General features: G+C 36.0%; 21 protein-coding genes. 18 read left to right on the top strand and 3 right to left on the bottom strand.

The features are described 5' to 3' along the window. Positions 1–1007: 1007 nt before the first annotated feature. From A9C19_RS15830 to A9C19_RS15820, 3 genes are read left to right on the top strand one after another with little or no spacing between them, the layout of a single operon-like run. Positions 1008–1748, top strand: coding sequence for an ABC transporter ATP-binding protein (locus A9C19_RS15830; protein ID WP_072580840.1), 741 nt, complete (start codon positions 1008–1010; stop codon positions 1746–1748). Further along, complete coding sequence (locus tag A9C19_RS15825; RefSeq protein ID WP_072580839.1) at positions 1741–2955, top strand: ABC transporter permease; 1215 nt, start codon at positions 1741–1743, stop codon at positions 2953–2955. Before A9C19_RS15830 ends, A9C19_RS15825 begins: the two co-directional genes overlap by 8 nt. 46 nt (positions 2956–3001) lie before the next feature. Continuing rightward, positions 3002–3709, top strand: coding sequence for an EcsC family protein (locus A9C19_RS15820; protein WP_072580838.1), 708 nt, complete (start codon positions 3002–3004; stop codon positions 3707–3709). Between the two features lie 194 nt (positions 3710–3903). On the opposite strand, the gene A9C19_RS15815 is transcribed toward A9C19_RS15820, so the two are convergent. After that, entirely contained in the window at positions 3904–5106 is a 1203-nt protein-coding gene (locus A9C19_RS15815; RefSeq protein WP_072580837.1) for a M20 family metallopeptidase, read from the bottom strand. 314 nt (positions 5107–5420) lie between these two features. Between A9C19_RS15815 and A9C19_RS15810 the strand changes: the two genes are divergently transcribed. Continuing rightward, entirely contained in the window at positions 5421–6248 is an 828-nt protein-coding gene (locus tag A9C19_RS15810; protein ID WP_072580836.1) for a hypothetical protein, read from the top strand. A gap of 481 nt (positions 6249–6729) precedes the next feature. Here A9C19_RS15810 and A9C19_RS15800 read toward each other — a convergent pair whose 3' ends face one another. Then, a complete protein-coding gene (locus A9C19_RS15800) occupies positions 6730–7896 on the bottom strand; it encodes an IS256 family transposase (protein WP_072578625.1) in 1167 nt (388 codons plus the stop codon). A 600-nt stretch (positions 7897–8496) separates the two neighbouring features. Between A9C19_RS15800 and A9C19_RS15795 the strand changes: the two genes are divergently transcribed. The 5 genes from A9C19_RS15795 (at position 8497) to A9C19_RS15775 (ending at position 12446) form a co-directional block, all read left to right on the top strand. Beyond that, on the top strand, positions 8497–8880 hold the full coding sequence (locus tag A9C19_RS15795; protein WP_083584402.1) for a GntR family transcriptional regulator: 384 nt from the start codon (positions 8497–8499) through the stop codon (positions 8878–8880). A gap of 1 nt (position 8881) precedes the next feature. Then, entirely contained in the window at positions 8882–9784 is a 903-nt protein-coding gene (locus A9C19_RS15790; protein WP_072580833.1) for an ATP-binding cassette domain-containing protein, read from the top strand. Then, positions 9765–10511, top strand: coding sequence for a hypothetical protein (locus A9C19_RS15785; RefSeq protein WP_072580832.1), 747 nt, complete (start codon positions 9765–9767; stop codon positions 10509–10511). Before A9C19_RS15790 ends, A9C19_RS15785 begins: the two co-directional genes overlap by 20 nt. After that, the gene (locus A9C19_RS15780) at positions 10508–11236 is read left to right on the top strand and encodes a hypothetical protein (RefSeq protein WP_072580831.1); all 729 of its coding nucleotides are present in this window, start codon (positions 10508–10510) and stop codon (positions 11234–11236) included. The genes A9C19_RS15785 and A9C19_RS15780 overlap by 4 nt, the downstream gene beginning before the upstream one ends. A 223-nt stretch (positions 11237–11459) precedes the next feature. Further along, the gene (locus tag A9C19_RS15775) at positions 11460–12446 is read left to right on the top strand and encodes an aldo/keto reductase (RefSeq protein WP_072580830.1); all 987 of its coding nucleotides are present in this window, start codon (positions 11460–11462) and stop codon (positions 12444–12446) included. Between the two features lie 242 nt (positions 12447–12688). On the opposite strand, the gene A9C19_RS21850 is transcribed toward A9C19_RS15775, so the two are convergent. After that, positions 12689–12826, bottom strand: coding sequence for a hypothetical protein (locus A9C19_RS21850; protein WP_158515102.1), 138 nt, complete (start codon positions 12824–12826; stop codon positions 12689–12691). A 183-nt stretch (positions 12827–13009) separates the two neighbouring features. On the opposite strand from A9C19_RS21850, the gene A9C19_RS15770 reads away from it, so the two are divergent. The 9 genes from A9C19_RS15770 to A9C19_RS15730 all read left to right on the top strand — a co-directional run bounded on the left by A9C19_RS15770 (position 13010) and on the right by A9C19_RS15730 (position 24629). Continuing rightward, positions 13010–13918 (top strand): ABC transporter permease, encoded by a 909-nt coding sequence (locus A9C19_RS15770; protein WP_072581921.1) that lies wholly within the window; start codon positions 13010–13012, stop codon positions 13916–13918. A 14-nt stretch (positions 13919–13932) separates the two neighbouring features. Further along, a complete protein-coding gene (locus A9C19_RS15765) occupies positions 13933–14832 on the top strand; it encodes a carbohydrate ABC transporter permease (protein WP_072580829.1) in 900 nt (299 codons plus the stop codon). A gap of 334 nt (positions 14833–15166) precedes the next feature. After that, positions 15167–16825: a type 2 periplasmic-binding domain-containing protein gene (locus A9C19_RS15760; RefSeq protein WP_072580828.1), complete on the top strand. Its 1659-nt coding sequence runs from the start codon at positions 15167–15169 to the stop codon at positions 16823–16825. Between the two features lie 97 nt (positions 16826–16922). Continuing rightward, positions 16923–18755, top strand: a complete 1833-nt coding sequence (locus A9C19_RS15755) for a sensor histidine kinase (protein ID WP_083584400.1) — start codon at positions 16923–16925, stop codon at positions 18753–18755. Between the two features lie 22 nt (positions 18756–18777). Further along, positions 18778–20298 carry a response regulator transcription factor gene (locus A9C19_RS15750; RefSeq protein ID WP_072580827.1) on the top strand — a complete coding sequence of 507 codons (1521 nt, stop codon included), beginning with the start codon at positions 18778–18780 and terminating at the stop codon, positions 20296–20298. 30 nt (positions 20299–20328) lie between these two features. Then, the gene (gene mgrA / locus A9C19_RS15745; protein ID WP_072580826.1) at positions 20329–21324 is read left to right on the top strand and encodes an L-glyceraldehyde 3-phosphate reductase; all 996 of its coding nucleotides are present in this window, start codon (positions 20329–20331) and stop codon (positions 21322–21324) included. A gap of 148 nt (positions 21325–21472) precedes the next feature. Next, positions 21473–21808: a DUF3895 domain-containing protein gene (locus A9C19_RS15740; RefSeq protein WP_072580825.1), complete on the top strand. Its 336-nt coding sequence runs from the start codon at positions 21473–21475 to the stop codon at positions 21806–21808. Positions 21809–22199: 391 nt separating this feature from the next. Further along, on the top strand, positions 22200–23276 hold the full coding sequence (locus tag A9C19_RS15735; protein WP_072580824.1) for a family 16 glycosylhydrolase: 1077 nt from the start codon (positions 22200–22202) through the stop codon (positions 23274–23276). A gap of 3 nt (positions 23277–23279) precedes the next feature. Beyond that, the gene (locus A9C19_RS15730) at positions 23280–24629 is read left to right on the top strand and encodes a GH1 family beta-glucosidase (protein ID WP_072580823.1); all 1350 of its coding nucleotides are present in this window, start codon (positions 23280–23282) and stop codon (positions 24627–24629) included. The last annotated feature ends 11 nt before the right edge of the window (positions 24630–24640 follow it).

Genomic DNA, 24640 nt, shown 5'->3' with positions numbered 1-24640 from the left:
GTACAAGATCTTTACTTGATGATTAAATATGTAAAGATACAGCACTTAAAGTGGCAAAAAGCTTTTCGCTTTTCGTATATTTTACCATAAAAAATGAGATAGAAAAAAGAACAGGATGAATCATGTGATCATCCTGTTCCTGAGGAAGGATTGTAAAGGTCTCATTTTGGGAAAATATCTTTGATAAACACCTCATTTAACATTTAATTTACATGTTAGTTGATGTGAGAATCACCATTGTTCAATACGACCATCCCCTTGTTAAGTGATAAACGATCTAACGGAGTTTGAACTGTATTTTGACAAACACCTCATTCACAAAATGATGGAAAATCGAGCTTCTAATTCAGAGAATTACGGCCCGTAGACACCTCATTTCGAATTTGGGTTTTATACAATGGTTTCTAATGAATACTCATTATCTTTGACAAACACCTCATTTAACATTTTATTTAAATGCTATCTGATGTGATATCTCCATTGTTCAATACAACCATCCCCTTGTTAGTTGTTTATATAAACATAACAATTAGAGAAAATGTCTTTTGACAAACACCTCATTTACAAAATGAATGCGTATATGTGAGCTATAATTCAAGTAAATTACGGCCCGTAGACACCTCATTTCAAAAGGTTGTTTTTATTCAATGGTAAGCTTTTATTCCCATGAGTCAATGCATATATTGTCTGGAACAAACACCTCATTTAGAAGTAATCTTGTTGACAATCATCCCTTCCTCACTAATTATGATGTCCAGGTAATCAAATTATATGTAAAGAAATTTTTAAGTAAGACAGACTCTTTAAATTTTGATACTATAAAACCAACACTACATATGATGAGAAAAGGAAGAAAACGTTGTCTCAAAAAGATTTTTTTAATTTTTTCTCAGGAGAAGGGAAACAAAAATCCTTGAAATACTTATAAAAGATGGTCGATTTCGTAACAATCTATAAGGGCTAGATCTCTCATTACGAAAACTGCCACGAAAAAAGGAGTCATTATGATGACATTACTTAAAGTGAATGAACTGACAGGAGGATATACTAAAAATCCTGTATTGAAAAACATTACATTTGAAGTGGAAAAGGGTCAGATTGTCGGTCTCATTGGATTAAATGGTGCCGGTAAAAGTACAACAATCAAACATATTATCGGAACAATGGAGCCACATAGGGGGAATGTATCAATTAATGGGACAACCTTCTCGGAAAATGCAGAAGGATATCGTTCACAATTTACGTTTATTCCGGAAACCCCTATTTTATATGATGAGTTAACTCTGTATGAGCATCTGGAGCTTACAGCAATGGCATACGGCTTAGACAAGTCCACTTTCGAACACCGCTTGCAACCATTACTAAAAGAATTCCGTATGGAAAAAAGGTTGAAATGGTTCCCAGCGCATTTTTCAAAAGGGATGAAGCAAAAAGTAATGATTATGTGTGCGTTTTTAATTGAGCCGTCTTTATACATTATCGACGAACCATTTGTAGGGTTAGATCCACTTGCGATTAACTCACTTTTAGAAATGATGGAAAAGGCTAAAAACCAAGGCTCAGGTATTTTAATGTCTACTCATATTTTAGCAACTGCTGAAAGATATTGTGATTCATTTGTTATTTTACATAATGGAGACATTCGTGCAAAAGGAACACTACAGGAACTTCGTGAGCAATTTGGTATGAATGCTGCTACACTTGATGATCTTTATATTCAATTAACAAAGGAAGATCAAAATGAATAGTATCGAAGAGATTTGGAAAACGAGGATTAATCATCATATAAATGAAACAAGGTCCTATCTGAAATACATGCTGAATGATCATTTACTTTTCGTGTTCATTTTTTTAGCGGCAGGGGGTGCATTAACGTATTCCAGATGGTTAAAATCAGTCTCAACTGATTTTCCGGCTGTACTCATTATGACGATTGTTTTTACACTTATCCTTATTACCTCTAGTGTAAGGACCTTGTTAAAAGACGCTGACATCATGTTCCTCTTACCGATGGAACATAAAATGGAAAGCTATTTTAAAAAAGCGATGTTCTATAGCTTTATCTCTCAATCTGGGATCATTGCCGTTACTCTCATTCTTTTCACTCCTTTATATGGAAAAGTCATGGATTCAAATGGTGCCACTTTACTAATTTCCTTACTTCTCTTATTCCTTATGAAATATTGGAATGTGAGAGTAAGCTGGAAAATTGATTATTTTACAGAGAAAACTGTTAAGGTGAATGATTTAATTGTTCGACTAGCTATTAATGCTTGTGGCATATATTTTATTTTTGCTCAGCAATCTATTTTTTTTCTCATTGTACTTGTCATCATGGCACTATACGATCTGTATTTCGGAAAAGTAGTAGGGAAAAAAGCGTTGAAATGGGAGCAGCTTATTGTAAAGGAAGAAGGAAAAAAGCAATCATTCTATAAGCTAGCGAACTTATTCACAGATGTCCCAAAGCTAAAAAAACAAGCCAAACGTCGAAAATACCTAGACTTCCTTTTAAAACAAGTAGCTTATCATCAAGATCATGTATATGAATATTTATTTTTACGAGCGTTTTTAAGAACGGGAGACTACTTAGGTATTATGGTCAGATTAACATTGATAGGATCTGTTATTATAACGTTCTTGAACGAACAATTAATAGGAAATCTGTTAGTTATCCTTTTATTTCTCTTTTTAACAGGAATTCAAATGATGAGCTTGGCGAAGCATTTTGAGCTTTTAGAATTACCCCAATTGTATCCGAGAGCAGACCAAAAGAAGGTAGCAAGCTTTCTGAAAATTGTTTTCAGAATTTTAGTGGTTCAAGTAATCATTTATTCGGTCATTCCTTTAATGAAAGGAAACATCCTTGTTTCAGGATCACTCTTAGCAATCGGGATAGGATTTGCTGCACTATTCGTCTATGGCTATATGGGTGGTCGTGTAAGAAAAACGTAGCAGATTGCTAAGCGAATGAAGCTAAAAAACAGGGAGGGGTGGATCAATGGGCTATGAAGCCACCGTTGCCAATGAGGCCAGGCTATGGAAGCAAAAGCTTTTACGGAAACCTTCACTATTTGAACGGACCTCCAAAAAAGCTCAAACAAAAATGAATCAGTTTATCCCTGAAAAAATACATATCACCATTACGGAAAGTATTAAGAAAATGGTTGAAGCTACTTTAATCGGATCCAATATGACAACCTTCCCTAAAAAAATTGAGGGTGTAGCCTTTGAACAACGTGAGCAAATGGTTCAAAAAGCGATGAATAGGTATAAAAAGACGGCTGCAGTAGAAGGAGCTTCTACAGGCGCAGGTGGTATCCTTTTAGGAATGGCTGATTTTCCATTGTTTTTAGGAATAAAGATGAAATTCTTATTTGAAGTAGCTAGTATTTATGGCTATAACACAAAGGAATATGAGGAAAGGCTCTTTTTATTACTAGTGTTTCAACTGGCCTTTTCAAGCGATAAGCATAAAGAGTATTTAGTGGATATCATTGAAAACTGGGATACAAAAAAAGAGGAAGTAAAAGATTTAGATTGGCGAGTATTTCAGCAGGAATATCGTGACTATATTGATCTTGTAAAGCTCATGCAGATTCTTCCAGGCGTAGGGGCAGTTGTAGGTGGAGTGGCTAATTATCAGTTAGTCCACCATCTTGGTCAATATGCCATGAATTGTTACCGCTTAAGGGTTTTGGGTTCATAAGTGCAAGGTGAAATAGAAGGAAATGTTAAAAAGAGGCTGGGACAAATAAAGAGCCAGGAACCTTCCGATACAATCTAATGTGTGCACTAGATAAATCAGTGCGGACGGATAATTGTTGCGATAAGGTGCCAGGCATTTCTGTCCCAGCCTCTCTTGTCTTATAAATAGAAGGCAAACTTGCCAATCGCCTGTCTCTAAATTTGGACTGAATTTTTTCCAACAGATGCGATCTGATAGCGAATCGTTGCCTGACACAAAGTTTTAGCAGCAATCAGCATCGCTGTTTCCTCTATATCAAACATAGGATGGTGATGCGGATACGTCTGACTGTTCGTATTCGGCTTTGCTCCTGTGAAAAAGAAGCTACCTTTTACTTGTTGTAAGTAATAAGCGAAATCCTCGCCACCCATTTGAAGAGGAGTTTCTTCAACTAGGTTTACACCTGGAACATCACCTGCAAATTCTTGTAAAAGCTTTGTAGGCTCTTCATGATTCACAACAGCCGGGTATCCTCTAAAATAGCTATAGTGATAATCAGCATCATTCATCATGCAAGTTCCCTTCACAATACGCTCAATTTCCGTTTCAATTTGTGTACGTACTTCTTCATTAAATGTTCGAGCTGTCCCAATCAGTTTGGCTGAATTGGCGATAACATTAAAAGCATTTTCAGCAACAAAAGATCCTACAGATACAACTGCTGCCTGAATAGGATCTACTTTCCGACTAACGATTTGTTGAAGGTTCGTCACAAGCTGTGAGCCAATTACAATTGCGTCCTTCGTTTTATGTGGCTGAGCCCCATGTCCTCCTTGACCTATAATCATGATTTCAAAACGGTCAGCGGCTGCCATGATAGGACCTGGACGATATTGAATGGTGCCCACCGGTTCGCTTGCCCAAAGATGTGTACCGAATATAACGTCAACACCCTCTAAACAGCCATCTTCAATCATGGCAATCGCACCACCTGGAGCATATTCTTCTGCGTGCTGATGGATAAGAACAACGGACCCATGAAGCGACTGCTTATTTTGATGAAACACCTTTGCCAACACAAGCAAAGTAGCGGTGTGACCATCGTGACCACAAGCATGCATAACACCTGGAATTGTCGATTTATACGCTACGTTTTTCTCATCTTGAATCGGAAGGGCGTCAAAATCAGCTCGTAATGCGACTGTAGGTCCTGGTAGTCCACCTGTGATTTTCGCGACTACACCATTCCCTCCAACATGCTCTCTCACATCAATTCCTAATTCATGGTAGTAATCTGCTATATAAGCAGCTGTTTTATATTCTTTAAAAGATAATTCCGGATGCATATGTAAATGTCGCCGAATCGATACCATTTCGTCGTAATGCTGATCCAATAAAGACCAAAAATGCTCTAACATGCACGATCTCCTCCTATTAATAGTCAAGCAGCTTTACTGTTCCTCTTCACTGATGGAAAACCCCTCCTTACAACTCAGCAAAGCAAAAGATTTTTTAGCAAACCGAAAGGAAGTCGGATTAATAAAGTCTGTCTATCATCATATGATGAATTAAGGTAATGTAGTAACTAAATAGTGAATGATATTAGCTAGATTGTATTTGAAGATTTAGAAAATTTCAAGAACTATGTACCTGTCGGTAAAAGTTTTCGCAGAACAAAACGGTGTTTACCAATCTACATACAAGTGAATATCAAATATAAGGAGTGGTTAAGTTGAATATATTTTACAAATTATTGATAGTCGTACTAGCTGTCGTTATGATTTCTGCTTGTTCATTTTCTAAAGAAACCACGAATGACCAAAGCAAAGAATCTAAAGTTGAAAATCAAGGAAGTCAGGAAAAGGAGGAGAGCGAACAGCCAACGTCAGAAGGGGAGACATCTAATGAAGGAATAGATTTTCAGGCTGACGATTCTCTGACAAGCTTTAAACACTCATTTCTTGATCTGGTGAATGAAGCGAATGAAAATGGTACCTTGCAGGATATTGAGACAAAAGATGAGCTGGTAAACTATTTTAAACAATTCATGTCAGAGGACTTGGCAATTATGTATGCCAATACGTATTTTAAAGAAGAGTCAGAAGGAGTTTCCGTAAAAGCAACAGATGCACCCACTTGGTTAGACCTTGATAAACCTTATGAAGTAAAAAATGTAAATGAACAAGAATATATCGTAACACAGGAAAAAGACAACGAACTAACTGGTCATATTGAATTATCCTACACATTTAAACATACCGGTGAAAAGTGGATTGTTGAAGATATTCAACAAGAAAAAGTTGTAAATGAATCAAAACCCAAAATGGAAGATCCTCCTAAAAAGGACATTAACTCAGCAAATGCCGAAGATTTAGTAAGAAAGCATCTCAATTTCGAGGGCAATACTCAAATGAATATAAGAGTTGATCATGAAGAAGATACTAAATACGTTGTACAAGTATATGAAGTTGTTGAGCAAGAAGGTGTGTCCCATACAGCAACCTATGGTTGGTATTACGTTGATAAGAAGACTGGAAAAATTGAAAATATGATGAATTAATGCTAGAGCCAGTTGCTTCATGTTCCATTTGGAGGGACTGGCTTGTTTGTAATTGGAGAGTGGTGCGTGGTGATTGGAGCGTGGTGTGCGAGGGATGGAGTGGGTGTGCAAAGGATGGAGCTGGCGTGCTAAAATTGAGGATAATTGTCGAATCTTTCCGAATCGCGGATAAGAGTACGATAATCGCGGATAGACCGGTGAAAATCGCGGATAAGAGCACCATAATCGCGGATAGACCGGTGAAAATCGCGGATAAGAGCGCCATAATCGAGTCAAGTCCTAACGATTGTGTAAAAACTCTAAACAATGTTTTTCAACCTTTCGTCTTCTAAATCTTTTATTAACCTCCCATTTTTTTCGAGCAATGCTTCCATGGGTTAATCACTTCATATCCAGGAATAGCTGTCAAAGGCTCCTCACTTTGACAGCTATTCCTGGATATGAGATCCTCCCACAATTGGAAGCTATGCTGAAAAAGGAACTATTTTGTTAAGGATTTCTTTTTAGAATAGATAGAATCCTGGTAATGCATAAGAACTGCGCCAACTAGTCGAAAAGCAGATTGTGTATTTGGAAAAACTCGTATGACTCGCTCTCTTCTACGTACCTCTTGATTCAATCTTTCAAGAGAATTAGTACTTCTGATATGGCAACGTATGTGTTCTGGAAAGTTCATGTATTGTATGGTATCTTCGAAACCATCATCCAGGATAGCGAGTGCTTTTTCATATTTATGATTGTCAGTAAACTGAGCCATCAACTCTTCTTTAAAGTTTCTCATATCTTCAATTGTGACAGCTTCAAAAATACGTTTTATCATCAATTTTATCTCAGTAGAATCTTTTTTTGGCAGTTTGGTAAAAATATTACGCTTAAAATGGACATTACATCTTTGCCAACAAGTCCCAATAAATTCACGCTGGATAGCTTTCTGAAGACCTTGATGAGCATCGGAAATTACAAGCTTAGGAGATTGAAGACCACGTGATTTCAGTTGTTGGAAAAAGTTTCTCCAGGATTCAAAGCTTTCTGTATGATCAACACTTAATCCTAGGATTTCACGTTTGTTTTTATCTGTAATAGCAGTAGCAATATAGACAGCTTTAGAGACAACTCGTTGATGTTCACGAACTTTTATATACATAGCATCTACAAAAACAAAGGGGTAGTAAGTTATGTTTAAAGGTCTCTTTGCCCAGTCATTCACGATTGGATCTAATTTTTGAGTAAGTGAGGATACAAATGATTTTGATATATTCTCACCGCAGAGTTGTTCAACAATATGTGTCACTTTCCTAGTAGATACACCATTAATGACCATCTCTAACATAGAAAGGACCAAAGCCTGATCACAACGTGCATACTTCTCAAATACAGATGGTGAAAATTCACCATGACGTGTTCGAGGGACCTTGAGTTTTATCTTGCCAACACTCATAGTTAAATCACGTTCATAGTAACCATTACGGTAATCTCTACGTTCGTCAGAACGCTCATAAGGGTATGCATGGAGATATTCGTCTCTTTCTTTTTCCATAAATTCATTTAAAACTAAAACTATTGCAGACTTTATAACAGTATCAATATTAGAATTCATAACTGAATCTTTTAAAACATTCATATCTAGGCTAAACTGTAATTGAGTCATTTTATTCTCCTTTTCAATGTTTTTCTTGGTCGTTAAACATTGTTGACAAGAAGGAATAAAATGACTCCTTTCTTTTTACACAATTATATGGACTTTATCCATAATCGCGGATAGACTCCATCAAAACGTGATTAAAAGGAATTTCGAGAGGATAATTTTATCTAATCGTAAACTAAAACTAGGTAGTGACTGATTTTTTTCAAAAAATGCCTCAAATATAGAGGGATATTCCATTTTTTTGACGTTTCCGAAGTATAGTGCTCCAAATTTTGATATGTGAATGGTCTATTTTTCTCCGAATGCGGATGCCTCCAAAATAGTTTCTGGCCAAGGCTCTACATACGTTAAATCTCTCCCCTAAATAGGGTGCATTTTAACCTCAAATGCCCAACTTCGGCTAGGATCCCTCTCACTTTAACCCTGAATCGATTCACTTCTAAAGAAAAATGATGATTTTACGAATCCCACCACTTCTTTTGATTAAGATACTAAAAATTCAACAGACATTTTCCTTTTTATATCTTGAAAATATTTGGAAAATATTATATAGTACATTACATCAGTAATGTACTATATTTGTATTGGGAAGGAGGTTTCTCCTTGAACCTAAATGGAGATGCAACGAAGCCAATTTATATACAAATTGCCGAGTGGTTGGAGACTGAGATTTTAAAGGGCAATCATCAGCCTGATGAAAAGATGTATTCACAATATCAGCTGGCTGAAATGTTTACGATTAATCCAGCTACGGCAGCTAAGGGCTTGAGTTTATTGGTGGAGGATGGGATTTTATATAAAAGGCGGGGGCTGGGAATGTTTGTTTCACATAATGCTGAAAAAATTCTTTTAACGAAAAGGAAAGAGCAAACGTTAGTGAAATTAATTGAAGATGTTGTCCAAGAAGCGAACAGACTACGGGTAAGTGAGGAAGAATTAATCAAGTTAATTCAATTATCAAATCGAAAGAGTAAGGGGGATGTTTGAAATGAATGTAGTGGAATGTAAGGATCTAAATAAAAAATATCGGAGTAAGCATGCCTTGAAGAATGTATCCTTTTCACTATCAGAAGAAAAGATTGTTGGATTAATTGGACGCAATGGGGCTGGTAAAACAACAATCTTAAAGCTGATTTCTGGTCTATTACGTGAAACAAGCGGTGAATTGCGTGTGTTTAATGAGTCTCCATTTAATAATCTTACTGTTTCGGCCAATCGGATATTTATAGATGAACATATGACGTTTCCATACTCTTTAAATTTAAAAGATATTTTATCAGCTGCAGCAAGTTTTTATCCTAACTGGGATGAAGGTCTGGCAAATGGACTATTCTCTTATTATTCATTTCATCCGAAACAAAAGCATTACCAAATGTCTAAAGGGATGAAGAGTACATTTAATTCAATTATTGGTCTTGCTGCAAGATGCCCACTTACCATTTTTGATGAACCAACCTCAGGAATGGACTCAGCTGTTCGCAAGGATTTTTACCGGGCTTTGCTTAAGGATTATTTAGCACATCCTAGAACAATTATTTTGTCTAGTCATCTTTTGAATGAAATTGAAGACCTATTAGAAGAAGTATTACTTATAAAGGATGGGGAGAAATGTCTTCATCTTTCAATTGACGAATTAAAGGAATATGCAATCGGTCTAACAGGTGATGAAGCGGATCTTACCGAGTTTAAAGATAACCATGAAGTGCTCTATGAAAAGGAAATAGGGATGACACAGCAGTATATCGTGATAAAAAACGAGTTATCGCTTGCTGAAAAAGACCATGCACGTGCTAAGGGGATTGAACTTTCACCTGTGTCAGCAGATGATGTGTGTACGTATGTAACAAGCAAGTCGAAGGGAGGAATTGATGATGTTTTTAACAGAGGCTAAGCTATTTGACATTGTGAAGAAGCAATTTAAGTATAAGCTTTCTGCAAGCTTTAGTGTGTTTAGCTCCCTTATTATCATTCAAACTATTGGGTTATTCTTCTCATTAAATGGAAGTGGAACGATGGGAACAGCTTCATATGGAATGGATTATACAATCAGTATACTGACAGGAGATATTATTATTATTTTTACGATGTTATGGAGCTTCATAAGTGCAATAACGTTAACGACGAAAAATTATCGGAATGAAGACTTTCTTTTCGTTAGCAATCGGTTAAGTAGTAGTCTAGCAAATGTTCTCTTTTTAGGAGCAATCAGCGTCATTGGCGGTACTACTTCCATACTTGCTAGTATGCTATTAAAAATCGGGGTGTTCCTCATAATGAATGAAGGAAGGACATATGGATATGTCATGAATATTCAGGAGCTATTTCTTGGAGTCTTTACTTGTATTCTCTATGTCTTCTTACTAGCAGCGCTAGGTTATTTGATTGGCATGTTGACTCAAATTAGCAGATGGTTTTCTATTATTTTACCGGCATTATTTATTGGATATTTAATCATAGGTGCAAACGAAGATGGAGAAGCGACAGCAATTATCCAAGCTATTAGCTTCTTTGGAAGTGAAAGCTCAATGATTCTATTTTTTCTTAAGGTAGTAGTCACCACGAGCCTTTTGTTTACGTTGTCTATTATCCTTTCTAACAAAATGGAGGTGAGAAGATGATGTTCTTTAGCTTATTTCCAATCATTCTATTACTTCTCTTTATATTTGGTATATTTCGTCTGAATAAAGGCTTGAGTCATATGGTTATTTTTCAAAGAATGAATGTAAAATGGATAGTTGGAACGTATCTTATTCTCTTAGTTGCTGGAGCGATCGTTTACTTTATGCTACCATTTCATGCAAAAACTAAGGATATAGTTATGGATCCTAAGGAGATCAATCAGTTACAAGAACAGAGTGGTGCGCTAATAAATGCAGTATTAGATGGAAAGGATCTTGCTAATGAACATTTAAGGGGTGTATTGAAAAGGGAGAAAGATATTCTTACCTATGACAAGAAAGAACTGACTATAACTAAGAATGAAGAGTATGGATCAATCTTTGTGCTCATAAAAAAGAAAGAGACAAATGATTCGACGATTGAAGTAACGGAATATTATACTCGTTCCGTTATTAGCTCTATCGATTTAACAGATAAAGAGGAGGCTTATCAATTTAAACTAGTAGAAAATCAATTAGTTTTTGATTACCCTGAATCAAGTTCAATTACGATAAGTAAGTTTGCAAAGGAATTTCCGGTTGCTCAATTTAGCGGTGGAGACAATATGATAAGTTTCATGGATGATTCAATAGATAATGTGCACTCTGAAAGAGCGATTTACTTAGAAGTGCCGAAAGATCTAGAAATAATTGATCCGTCTGAATCAATTATCTACGTAAATTAGAAGAAGGAACCTCATGATGATACGTGCATTATGGGGTTTTTTTACATCTTTTGTAGAATAGTCTTTTATAAAAGAGGACTTAAAAGGATTTCGGACGGTGTTCTGGCTTTGCTGATAACCATTTTTAAAAACCAACAAAGTTTACAGTAATCACGAAAAGGAAATAAGAAAATCATCTCGAATAGGTTAGGGAGACATTCAACTTTAAGGTGGGAGAGAGAAGATGAAGTATAAAACATTGGGTAAGAGTGGATTACTAGTTTCTGAGCTTTGCTTAGGTGCCATGACGTTTGGGAAGGAAGTAGATGAGAAGGACTCCATCAAGATGATTCATCAGTTTTTAGATCAAGGTGGAAATTTTATCGATACAGCAGATGTGTATGTGGGAGGAGAATCAGAAAGAATCGTTGGTAAAGCAATAAAAGAACGACGATCTGAGGTAGTCCTTGCAACGAAGGTTCGAATGAAAGTGGGTCCACATCCAAATGACTTTGGGTATTCCCGTCGACGCATTATGGAAGGAGTAGACCAAAGCTTAAAGAGATTAAATACTGATTATCTTGACTTGTATCAGCTCCATGTTTGGGACCATTTAACGCCAATTGAAGAAACACTTCGTACTTTAGATGATTTAGTGTCTTCTGGTAAAGTGAGATACATAGGGTGCTCGAACTTTTTAGCTTGGCAAATGATGAAAGCTCTCTCTTATAGTGATTTTCATAACATGGTACGCTTTATTTCCATTCAGCCTCAATATAGTTTAATTAATCGTGAAATGGACCGAGAAATCCTCCCTTTATGTAAAGAAGAAAATGTTGGTGTCATTCCTTGGGCTCCGATTGGAGGAGGTTTTCTAACTGGCAAGTATAAAAAGAATGAAAAGCCAACTAGTGGAAGACTATCTAACCGCAAAGGGGAATCTAGCTGGGAAAACCGTGCTACTGAGAAAAACTTTGAGATTTTACACGCTGTAAAAGATGTTGCTCAAGAAATAGGAAAAACACCAGCTCAAGTTGCATTAAATTGGCTTTTACAGAAGGAAGAAATTACGTCGCCAATCTTTGGAGCGACGAGCATGGCCCAATTTGAAGAGAATATGGGCAGTGCTGATTGGAGTCTACCTGAGGAGCAGTGGAAGATGCTTGATGAAGTGAGTAAGCTTCCGAATGAATACCCTTCACGATTTATAGAGAAGTTTAGAAGGGGATAAATGTGAAAAGTGGCTGAGACATATGTATTACAGTCAATGGGAAACCCGAATGATTAGGTGATATTTCTTGAATATCCTCCTAATGATTCGGGTTTTTATTTTTTTCCTTCGATTCTTTTGGTGCATATTGCATATTATTGTTAATTGCTAGAAATGGAGTTACGTCTCCTTGACTATGGTGAAAAAACAAGGGGATGCACCGCAATGGGACGCCCTTGTTCTTCTACTATACCTATTATTAGTTACGACGTGTAAAAAGATACTAATCGTTCTTCTATTGATAAATTAGTAAGATTTTTCTCCACATCTTTTGCATCTCCTTGCTCAGCCACATACTCTTTGGAAGCGAGAGACTTCCCGGTCCAGATCCTCTCACCCAAAAAATTGCACCCTAAATCAAAATTAAAGCCCTTACATAGAATGCGTAAATTTTCTACTATTAGGTTAAGAAATACAAATCAATTGAGCAACTTACCGGGTGGAGGTGGTAGAGCATGGATATAGACACAAAAGTAGAGGCAGAAAAACATACACAAATAATCACCATCAGTAAAAAGGAGAAAATGAGGCGTCATCTAAAAAAGCTTTCTCAACAAAAATCCTTACAAGTGATGGCTTTACTTGGTGTAATCTGGATGTTCGTATTTAACTATATTCCAATGTATGGGTTAATTATAGCATTTAAGGAGTTTAGCATTATTAAATCAATTGCAGAAGCTCCTTGGGTAGGATTCATGCATTTTGTTGAATTTTTAGAAGATGAAAATTTTTGGTTAGTTTTAAAAAATACGTTAGGAATCTCTTTGATAAAACTATTCATAGGGTTTCCACTCCCAATTATTTTTGCTTTATTACTAAATGAGCTTACTTCAATGAAATTCAAAAAAATGGTTCAAACCATTTCCTATTTACCTCACTTTCTTTCTTGGGTGGTACTTGGAGGAATTTTAACAACATGGCTTGCTGATGTTGGAATCATTAATGATATTTTAATGGGAATGGGCTTTATTGATGAAAGAACGAACTTTCTAGCTGATCCTCAGTACTTCTGGGGAATTGTCATCCTTTCAGATATATGGAAAGAGCTTGGATGGTCAGCCATTATTTATTTAGCTGCTATTGCGGGTGTATCAACTGAGCTATATGAAGCGGCAACAATTGACGGTGCGAATCGTTTTCAAAAAATGTGGAATGTAACACTACCAGCTATTCGTCCGACAATTGCGGTACTTTTCATTTTAGCTGTAAGTGGTGTGTTAAATTCTAACTTTGATCAAATTTTAATTTTACGTAATGCTCTAAATGAAAGCGCTAGTAATGTAGTTGATATTTATGTGTATCAAGTGGGGATTCAAAATGCTAGATACTCATATGCAACAGCTGTAGGCCTTATGAAAGCAATTATTGCCTTCATCCTGTTACTATCAGCAAATAAAATTGTGAAAAAACTTAATGGAAATTCATTGTTTTAGGAGGTGGGAAACAAATGCTAAAGCTCTTTAAGAAAAATCGCCGGACAACAAGTGAGTATATCTTTGATAACGTCAATATGTTTATAATGCTAATCATCTGTTTTATTACTCTTTATCCCATTTGGTATGTACTCGTTAATTCACTAAATGATGGGATTGATGCAATGAAGGGTGGCATTTATTGGTGGCCGAGAGAATTCACTCTAGAAAATTATAAAGCGGTGTTTGCAAATCCGGGTATTGTCACTTCATTTGGTGTCACAATTGCGAAAACAATTTTAGGTACCGTTACACATGTGTTCTTTACTGCGATGGTTGCCTATGCATTATCTCGGAAAGAGTTATATGGAAGGAAAATTTATATGTTCATTGGAGTTATCACGATGTTCTTCAGTGGTGGCCTCATTCCTTACTTCCTATTAATACGAGATCTTGGACTATTTGATAACTTCTTAGTTTATGTTATCCCAACCATGTTCAACTTCTTTCACTTAATTATCTTTGTTTCCTTCTTTAGAGAATTACCAGCCTCTTTAGAGGAAGCTGCGAAAATTGATGGAGCGAATGATATTATGATTTTCTTAAAGGTCGTTATTCCATTATCGATGCCTGTTATTGCAACAATAGCTTTATTCCAAGGTGTGTACCAATGGAATGATTACTTTGCTGGTGTCATCTTTGTTAATAACCCTGAATTGCAGCCGATTCAAACCTACTTGTATAAAGTGGTTGCCGAATCAAGCTCTAATCAAATGATGCTTAATGCACCTGGTGGCATCACAACAAAAACCGTAACATCTCAATCTATTAAGCTTGCAACAATGGTTGTTACGACATTACCAATTGTTCTTGTTTATCCATTCTTACAAAAATATTTTGTAAAAGGAATGTTGATTGGTTCTGTTAAGGGATAAGCAAGGTGTAAAAATGGTAGAAATTCCTTCCTATGAAGGATTTTTATAAAAATCTGGATAATAAGCGGATTACGCTAGCTTATCAAGATCTCTTTTTGGAAGACTTGCTTTATACAGTGGATTTGTAGAAGCTTAGAAACCTTTTGAAGGTGAAGCTGTTCATCCCCCAGGTCTACATTCACTTAAAAAAGTGAGTCTTCTACTCAGGAGAGTTCTTGTTCATGATTGGATATGAGTGATAAACTATTATCTATGCTTCACTTCTCTCATATCGATAAAAAACATCCGCTTAGGTTTACAGAAGAATAGGAAAAAAGAGAGGGGTACAATTATAATGAGCAAAAAGTTCGTATCAAAAAGTGTTATCTTAGTAGTCATTACTTCATTATTTTTAGCCATATTTGCTGGATGTTCAAATGGAACAAAAAATGAAACCGCTTCCTCTGATGAGAAGCCAAAGACAACTTTAACAGAGGATGAGCCTGGTTGGAAAGTAGATACATCGCCAATTACATTCGATTGGTATATAAATTTCTCTTGGTTTGCTAGCAAGTGGGGAGAAGATGAAGTTTCAAAATATGTAACTGACAAAACAGGAGTTTCAATCAACTTCATCTCTCCAGCTGGGAACGAAGCAGAAAAAATGAATACAATGATTGCGTCAGGTAAACTACCAGATTTTATTACAATTGGCTGGTGGGAAGATGCTGTGAAGAAAATGGCAGAAGGTGAACTGGTTTTACCATTAAATGAACTAGCAGAGAATTATGATCCATACTTCTTTAAAGTAACAGATCCTGCAAAATTAGAGTGGTACAAACAAGAAAATGGCAATGTATACGGATATCCTAATGCATCGTCATCACCTAAAGATTTCGAAAAATACAAAGATCTAAAACCATCAAACCAAACGTTCTTAGTAAGAAAAGATATGTACGAAGCGATTGGTAGCCCAGATATGTCAACACCAGAAGGATTTTTAAGTGCACTTGAGGCAGCTAAAGAGAAATTCCCAGAAGTAAACGGTGCTCCATTAATTCCATTTGGAATGAATGAATTTACAGATGTAGGAAATAGTTCTTTAGAACTTTATTTACAAAATTTCTTAGCTCTTCCGATGGAAAAAGACGGGGAAGTGTACGATCGCACGACAGATCCTGATTATATTAACTGGTTAAAAACATTTAGAGAGGCAAATGAAAAAGGACTTTTAGCAAAAGACATTTTCATTGATAAACGTCCACAAATGGAAGAAAAAATTGCACAAGGCCGTTACTTTGCAATGCTGTATCAACGCAGTGATTTCGCAGCTCAGCAACAAGCATTATATGCTAAAGATCCTAATTCAGTATACATTGCAGTGGATGGACCGGCAAATTCTAATCAAGATGAACCAACTCTTGCTGGAGATAGTATTTCAGGCTGGACTGTAACATTAATTTCTAAAGATGTAAAAGATAAAGAAAGAGCCATCCGTTTCTTAAGCTACCTTATTAGTGAAGAGGGTCAAAAAGACTTATACCTTGGTAAAGAAGGTTCTACTTATGAAGTAGTAGATGGTAAGCCACAGTTTACATCAGAAGTATTAGAATTACTAAATTCTGATCGTGCAGCGTTTGATCAAAAGTATGGTGCTTCTTATAAATATTGGATGTTAATGGATACAAATATGAACCTACAATGGTTACCTCCAACCGCTGAACCTTTCAAACAAATGGAGGATTGGACGAAAGGAAAAACAAAGAGTTTTGCAGAGTTTGATGGTATAAATCCTACAGGAACTTCAGCTGAAGGTGTTGCAGCAAGTAAGATTGCTCAAGAGTGGGGAAAAACATTACCACACTTACTATTAGCTGAATCTGACAAAGAGTTCGACAAAGTGTTTGATGAATTTATCCAAAAACGTGATAAGTTTGGGTTCGAGAAAGTAAAGGAATATCAACAAACGATTTATGAGTCTAATAAAGCAAAACTAGACGCAGCTACAGAATAAGAGAATGTAAGAAAAACCCAGACGGAAAATCTGGGTTTTTCATTACGTCTCATGATATGATACTAGAGATGTAAGATAGGAACTGGACGTGATATGGTTGAGAAAGATACTTCTGAAAATGAAAGATAAAATAGAGCAACTATCATTGCCAAATAAATTAATCTCTTTGTATGTGATCATTTTTATGATCCCAGCTATTACGTTTACGATCTATTATTCAAACCAGCTTTATGAGAATGCCATTAATGATATTACAAATAAAAATGAGTCCTTATTAGAAATTGAAAATATTCATATTCGCAATAATATAGAGTCGATGAGAAGAACGGCACAACTAGTAACCTCAGATCATGAGTTTATTGATTACATTGAAACAAGAAATGAGACAAATGTGAATGAATTAATAGACTTTAAAATGAATGCGTTTTCCAACGTAGCAAAGCTTCAACAAAATAATCCAACAATTCAACATATCCGTATTTATACAAATAATCCCTATGTAACAGAGATGTGGCCTCTTATTTTTAGTGAAAATCGGATTTCTTCTGTTACCTGGATGGATGAGGTAATCGAAAGAAATGGAGTGGAGTATTGGGCTTTTGCCGCAAATGACAAGGATTTACTTGAACGCTACGAATTATCCAATAATGATCCGAGAATTTCTCTTCTTCGAGAAATTGAGTACCCAAAGGATGAACATTTAGGAATTGTTGAAATTAGTATGCTGTTAAAGAATTTCTTCCCCAAAATGTTTAGTAACATCCAAGAGGAAAAATCGGAGCTGATTGTTTTTGATTCTACTATGAATCTGTTTCAAAATAAGAAGAATACTTTTTTAGAAGAACAGAATATTGACTCGGCACTTATCCTAGATCAGCTGTCTCACTTTTATCAAAAAGAGAAGGCAACCTTTCAATTTCATCATCAGGATATACCATACTTAGTTGTATCCACATATATAGAAGATATTGATTCACATATGTTGAATCTTATCTCTTTAGAAGATATTTATGCACAAATTAAACAAACCAGGAATTTTATCGTAGGAGGAACGCTCTTTTTAGTTATTATTCTATCAATCATTACGTATTTACTGATCTCACTTTTATTGAAGAAAATGTATAAGCTAATTGATACGATGGAAAGGGTAAAAAGAGGAGAGTTTTCAGCTTCTGTCGATATTTCCGGACAAGGAGAGTTTGCAAAGCTTGCTTATCATTTTAAAGAAATGCTAAGTAAAATAAATGGCTTGATAGCGGAAACTGTTAATAAACAGGCGGCTACGAAGGAAGCGGAATTAAAAGCGCTTAAAACTCAGATTGACTCTCATTTTTTATACAACACATTAGAAAACATTAAAATGATGGCAGAAATTGAAGGTAAGTATGATATCTCTGATTCATTAACTTCATTAGGAGAAATGATGAGGTATAACTTAAGGTGGAAGCATGATTTTGTTACGTTAACTGAAGAAATTGCTCATATCCAAAACTACATTGATATTATGAATCTACGCCTCGACCATCGTTTAAAAGTAAATATAAACGTTCCTCTTGAATTAAAAGATCAACAAATCCTAAAAATGTCATTGCAGCCTATCGTTGAAAATGCTGTGAAACATGGATTAACTCCCATCCTTTCTACTGAAATGGGGATTATAGAAATAAATGCTTCCGTCAAGAAAGAGTGGATTGAAATTGAGGTTGTTGACAACGGTATAGGAATGAGCAAAGATGCTATAAAAGAACTAACCGATAAAATAGGAGCAAATCAAGAGCAAGTGAAGGACTTGCAGCAATCTAAAAGTGGTGGAATCGGTCTTAAGAATGTGAATGAACGAATCCAATTACATTATGGCTCAGAGTATGGATTACAAATAGAGAGTAAAGAAGAAAGCTACACGAAAGTAGCGGTATTGTTGCCTTACTAGTGGAATAAGGGGGGCGTCTTACATGTATAAGATTGTAATAGTAGATGATGAAAAGAACATCCGACTAGGCATACAAGCAATGATAAACAGAGAATTTGCTGATAAGATTAAGACTTTTGTTGCGATGAATGGTGAGGAAGCATTGCAAGTATTGAATGAGAATGACATCGATATAGTCATAACAGATATAAAAATGCCAGGGATGTCTGGGATAGAGCTGATTCACCATATTCAAGATAAAGGATATAACCCGGCTCTTATTATCCTGAGTGGATATGATGATTTTCAATATGCAAAAGAAGCCATTAAATGCAAGGTAAAGGATTATTTATTAAAACCAATTAATCGGGCTGAGCTATTTCAGACAATCAATAAAATTTTAAATGAGTTCGTGTCAACTTCCTTGAAAGAGGATCAACAGAAGAGTGAATTCCGATCAAGTCAGCTAAATAATATTTTGTTAAATCCCAATATTGGTGAGGATGAGATTCAAAGAATCAGCGAAAAGTTACATCTATCCCAATTCTCTGAGGGATATTATATTGGGTTAATTAAAAGTAATGAAGCATTAACTGCAAATGAATACATCGATTCTATAAAACCTTTAATAGAAAGACACTTTTCAAAGGAAATGAGTTCATTTATTTACTTTTGTGACAAAGACGATAATATTGTATTCATTCTTTCACAAATAGAGGTTTTCCATTACTTGAAAAAAGTCATATCTGAAGAAAAGTATATAAAATGTCGACTTTCAATTAGTGAAAAGCATATGAAATTGAAAAAATTAAAAGAAGCATATAATCAAGCAACGTATACGTGGAAGTACCATTTTCTATATCCTCGCTCGATCCTTATTTCATATGAAGAGATCAAAGAAAAGACAATGTCGGTGGAACTCCCTTTAGATCTTATCCACAAGGTTTCGAATATGATTGGAACGGAACGTGAAAAAGAATTAAGGTTACACCTTTTAAGCATTTTTGATTATGAAAGAATATCAAGTCAACCGATCATGTATATTGAGGATCTGAGTAAGAGATTCAATACAGATGTATTTGATTATTTCTTTAATAAACTCGGGAAAGAATCGATCCAAATCTTTAAGTATTATAATAAAGTGGGATATATTTACCATTATGAGCATTTTTACGATTATTTTTATGCTGTTGAAGATTTAGTAACGAGACTACATGAATACGTCAAACAAGTGAAGACTGTCTATTCTGAACAGAAATACATGGAAAAGGCTATTGCCTACATTCATGAAAACTTTCATAAAGATTTAAACTTAGCCGTCGTGTCCAATTATATCTCACTAAATTACTCTTATTTTAGTCACACATTTAAAGAGTATACAGGACATAACTTTGTTGATTACTTGAAAAAAATTAGAATAAAAGAATCTAAAAAATTATTAAAAGAGTCAGATCATAAGGTGCTAGAAATTAGTGAGATGGTGGGGTATAAAAACCCTAAGCAATTTGCTCGAGTATTTCGTGAATTAGAAGGGATTTCTCCCAAGGAATTCCGAGAATCGTAAAGATACTAAAACTAAATTGGAGGTTTACCTATGCTTTTTCAACCGAATGAAACGAGATATGAAAAGATGATATATAATCGTTGCGGTAACTCAGGATTAAAACTACCAGCTTTATCGCTTGGTCTTTGGCATAACTTTGGTGGGGAGGATTCCTTTGAAAACGGACGTGCTCTCATCCACAGGGCATTTGACTTAGGAATTACTCATTTCGACCTAGCAAACAATTACGGTCCACCTCCTGGCTCAGCTGAAGAGACATTTGGGAGAATTCTTCAAAAGGATTTGACGCATTATCGAGACGAGATGATCATCTCTACAAAGGCTGGATACTCCATGTGGCCGGGTCCTTATGGAGACTGGGGCTCAAAGAAATATTTAGTTTCAAGCTTAGATCAAAGTCTGAAACGAATGGGCCTAGATTATGTTGATATTTTCTATCATCATCGACCAGATCCTGAAACACCTCTTGAGGAAACCATGATGGCTTTGGATCAATTGGTGAGGCAAGGAAAAGCTTTGTATATTGGGATTTCTAATTACGGAGTAGAAGAAACAGAAAAGGCAGTAAATATTCTGAATGAATTAGGAACACCGCTTTTAATCAACCAAGTTCCATATTCTATGTTTAATAGAGAAGTCGAGAATGGATTAACCTCCTTTCTTCATCAGCATGGTGCCGGCTGTATAGCCTTTGTTCCTTTAGCACAAGGATTGTTAACGAATCGTTATATAAATGGAATTCCTAGTGATTCGAGAGCAAAAAAATCTAAGAGCTTCTTAAACGAAGAAGATGTAACAAGTGAAGTGATGGTGAAAGTCCAAAGCTTACACACACTGGCTCAAGAAAGAGGACAATCACTCGCGCAAATGGCGTTAGCTTGGGTATTAAGAAGAGAGGCTGATGTAACATCTGCCTTAATTGGTGCCAGTAAAGTAAGCCAGCTGGAGGAAAATGTGGCTGCTTTAGATCAAGTGGCGTTTACCGCGGAAGAGTTAAGGAAGATTGATGATATAGTGAATAAATAGCGTATCCTAAATCCTTGCCTTTACTTTACTTATCTTTACCGTTTTACATTTGATCATATAAAAAGTATCATTATTTTTATTATGATCTTGTTTATCTCTGGTGAATAAGTAGAAACAAATAAAGTGATGGACAATAAGGGGGGACAGGATGGATATATCTAGTATTATTTATCATCATTTGAAGAACAATAAGCAGGTTTCTGCTACAACATTGTGCAATTTCTTAATCGAGGAGCATGGTTTTACTAGTAAAACATTCTCGACAGGCAGACCAAAACTATATGTCGATGTTGTAAGTTATCTAGAGGAACTACATCACCGTGGTACAATTAACGCTATTAGTCGCGACCAAGTTGACTGCATCTATGAAGTGAACGAAACTGATAAATTAAACATAAAACAAGAAGAAGCAGAAAACAAAGAAAAGCTGCAAGTGAAAAAAGAAGAAGAACATGAAGAAGAGTTACAGCTTTCACTGTTTTAATAAATGTGACGAACCGGTAGGTAGTATTCATTAGGCGGCTTTCGTATAGATCACTGCTTTTGTTAAGAAACCCTAAGGACTGGATCTTCTCTCTTTCTTTCAGGTTTACCCAGATAGACCGTATGAATGATGACTTTATTCTTTGTTATTACTAGTAAAAAGCAACAAAGCACGAAAAAGAGCCTTTATAAAGAGACTTATTTAGAGCTAATAACCTAAATAAGTCTCTTTTTTTGTATGAAATTTAGAAAGTCCATGAACGCATTGTTCTAAGCTAACACATACTTTCTAAAATTCTGTAACCGAATACAAAATATACTGACTCATAGAGACGGAGGGTTAAAGGTACAATTAGATAAGCACAAATTACGAGATAAAAGGAGAGGGAACATTGGAAAAAGATCGAACATTACACAATGAGCACTCGAACCTCCTACACTATGAAGTTAGTAAGGGTGAAAGGGAAGGGGCAGTAAAAATTCAGGCAGATGTAGAATCTGGTGAACATCTGGCTGTAAAGATTTCTTCTTACCCTTTACGTATAAAAGCTGGAGACCAAGTACCGACCGACCGTACTGTCACAAACCCTTATCAGTCTGGGACTGATATTACAGGAGTCGATTCAACGATCAATAAATATATCACTCTTTTTTTAGCAGACGAAAAAGATTGTATTTTACAAGCTGTTATGGTGACGCTTACAGATGATGACATAACACCTCACTCATGGATTGAAGTGTGGGAAGATACATTTACTGAGGCTCGTATTGATGAGTCAAAATGGAATTTTGTTGATGGTGGAAATGGGTTCGGAAATGAAGAATGGCAATATTATACGAACCGAGAAAAAAATGCAAGAATCCAAAATCAACAGCTTATTTTGGAAGCACATGAAGAAGGGTATGAAGGGAACCGCTATACATCAGCTAAGCTAACAACAAAAGGGAAAGCAAGCTGGACATATGGTCGTTTTTCTATTAAAGCTAAATTACCTGAGGGTCAAGGGATATGGCCAGCAATTTGGATGATGCCAAGTGACATGGAGACATATTCAGGCTGGCCGGCTTGTGGAGAAATTGACATCATGGAATTAATCGGACATGACATGTCAACGGTTCATGGAACCATTCATTATGGAAATCCACATACCTATACTGGAGAAGCGTATAAGCTCCCAAAAAACGAGAAATTTTCTGATGATTTTCATGTATTCACGGTAGAATGGGAGCCCGGAGAATTTAGATGGTATGTAGATGACATTTTGTTTGCTAAGCAAACAGAGTGGTTTACAAATAGTGAGCGAACAAAGGCTGGAAAAAAATATGCACCGTTTGATCGAGATTTTTATCTCCAACTCAATCTCGCGGTGGGAGGGAAATGGCCAGGCTATCCTGATAAAACAACTGTTTTTCCCCAGCAAATGATTGTCGATTATATAAAAGTTTATCAAAAACATACAGAGGTGTAAGACATGACTAGATTTTCAAAAGACTTTATTTTTGGAACGGCAACATCCTCTTATCAAATTGAGGGTGCATGGAATGAGGATGGGAGAACGGCTTCCATATGGGACGAATTTTCCTCCATACCTGGTAAGGTGTGGAATATGGATAACGGAAATATTGCTTGTGATCACTATCACCGCTATGAAGAAGATGTTGAGATTCTTAAGACATTAGGGGTTGACTCGTATCGCTTTTCTATTGCATGGCCACGTATTTTTCCTGAAAAGGGAAAATATAACCCAGATGGCATGGAATTTTATAAAAAGCTCATTTCGTTATTACATTCAGCTAATATTAAGCCAGCTGTTACACTTTATCACTGGGATTTGCCAATGTGGGCACATGAACAAGGGGGCTGGACAAATCGAGAGTCTGTGAAGTGGTTTATGGAATATGCTGAAAAATGCTTCGAGGAATTAGATGATCAGGTGGATATGTGGATTACACATAATGAACCATGGTGTGCAGGATTTCTAGGCTATCATCAAGGTGTACATGCACCGGGTCATAAGAATATGGAAGAGGCATTAAAGGCGGTTCACCATATTTTACTATCACATGGAGAAGCAGTGGACTATTTAAAAAACAAACGTCAATCGACAACACCTATAGGAATTACATTAAATTTATCACCAGTATACCCTGCAAGCGATTCTATGAATGATCAGCTTGCAGCTAACAATGCAGACGGCTATACGAACAGATGGTTCCTAGATCCGATTTTTAAAGGGAATTATCCTTTGGATATGATGAATCTGTTTTCAAAATATGTTCATGATTACTCCTTTATCAAAGAGGGAGATATGAAGAAAATCTCCATTGAGTGTGATTTCTTTGGAATTAATTATTACAACCGATCCCTTGTTGAATTCACGTCAGCTTCAGATTTCTTATTTACATCGGCCTATTCTGATTATGATAAAACGGGAATGGGGTGGGATATCTCACCTAACGAATTCAAGCAGCTCATCCACCGTTTACGTCAGGAATATACCACGCTACCAATCTATATTACCGAAAATGGTGCAGCCTTTGATGATACGGTAGCTCCAGATGGAAAGGTGTACGACGTTGGTCGTGAGAGCTATGTTGAAAAGCATATAACAGCAGTTGCTGAGCTTAATGAGGATAATATGAATATCGCAGGCTATTATTTATGGTCCCTTCTTGACAATTTTGAGTGGGCATTTGGTTATGACAAGCGCTTTGGAATCACATATGTGGATTTTCTTACGCAAAAAAGAACATTGAAAAATACAGGTTTTCGATATGCAGAAATTATTAAGAATCGTTCCTTGGAAAAGATTCTCATTTAATAAAGCAGACA

Origin of the sequence: Bacillus weihaiensis (assembly GCF_001889165.1) — a bacterium.
Taxonomy (GTDB): Bacteria; Bacillota; Bacilli; order Bacillales; family Bacillaceae; genus Metabacillus; species Metabacillus weihaiensis.
Note: the sequence above shows the minus strand (reverse complement) of the source record. Positions and strands in the feature narration are given on the sequence as shown.

Coding starts and splice junctions, on each gene's coding strand:
- A9C19_RS15830 (WP_072580840.1), top strand. CDS start 1,008: ATGACATTACTTAAAGTGAATGAACTGACAGGAGGATATACTAAAAAT.
- A9C19_RS15825 (WP_072580839.1), top strand. CDS start 1,741: ATGAATAGTATCGAAGAGATTTGGAAAACGAGGATTAATCATCATATA.
- A9C19_RS15820 (WP_072580838.1), top strand. CDS start 3,002: ATGGGCTATGAAGCCACCGTTGCCAATGAGGCCAGGCTATGGAAGCAA.
- A9C19_RS15815 (WP_072580837.1), bottom strand. CDS start 5,106: ATGTTAGAGCATTTTTGGTCTTTATTGGATCAGCATTACGACGAAATG.
- A9C19_RS15800 (WP_072578625.1), bottom strand. CDS start 7,896: ATGACTCAATTACAGTTTAGCCTAGATATGAATGTTTTAAAAGATTCA.
- A9C19_RS15790 (WP_072580833.1), top strand. CDS start 8,882: ATGAATGTAGTGGAATGTAAGGATCTAAATAAAAAATATCGGAGTAAG.
- A9C19_RS15785 (WP_072580832.1), top strand. CDS start 9,765: ATGTTTTTAACAGAGGCTAAGCTATTTGACATTGTGAAGAAGCAATTT.
- A9C19_RS15780 (WP_072580831.1), top strand. CDS start 10,508: ATGATGTTCTTTAGCTTATTTCCAATCATTCTATTACTTCTCTTTATA.
- A9C19_RS15775 (WP_072580830.1), top strand. CDS start 11,460: ATGAAGTATAAAACATTGGGTAAGAGTGGATTACTAGTTTCTGAGCTT.
- A9C19_RS15770 (WP_072581921.1), top strand. CDS start 13,010: ATGAGGCGTCATCTAAAAAAGCTTTCTCAACAAAAATCCTTACAAGTG.
- A9C19_RS15765 (WP_072580829.1), top strand. CDS start 13,933: ATGCTAAAGCTCTTTAAGAAAAATCGCCGGACAACAAGTGAGTATATC.
- A9C19_RS15760 (WP_072580828.1), top strand. CDS start 15,167: ATGAGCAAAAAGTTCGTATCAAAAAGTGTTATCTTAGTAGTCATTACT.
- A9C19_RS15750 (WP_072580827.1), top strand. CDS start 18,778: ATGTATAAGATTGTAATAGTAGATGATGAAAAGAACATCCGACTAGGC.
- mgrA (WP_072580826.1), top strand. CDS start 20,329: ATGCTTTTTCAACCGAATGAAACGAGATATGAAAAGATGATATATAAT.
- A9C19_RS15740 (WP_072580825.1), top strand. CDS start 21,473: ATGGATATATCTAGTATTATTTATCATCATTTGAAGAACAATAAGCAG.
- A9C19_RS15730 (WP_072580823.1), top strand. CDS start 23,280: ATGACTAGATTTTCAAAAGACTTTATTTTTGGAACGGCAACATCCTCT.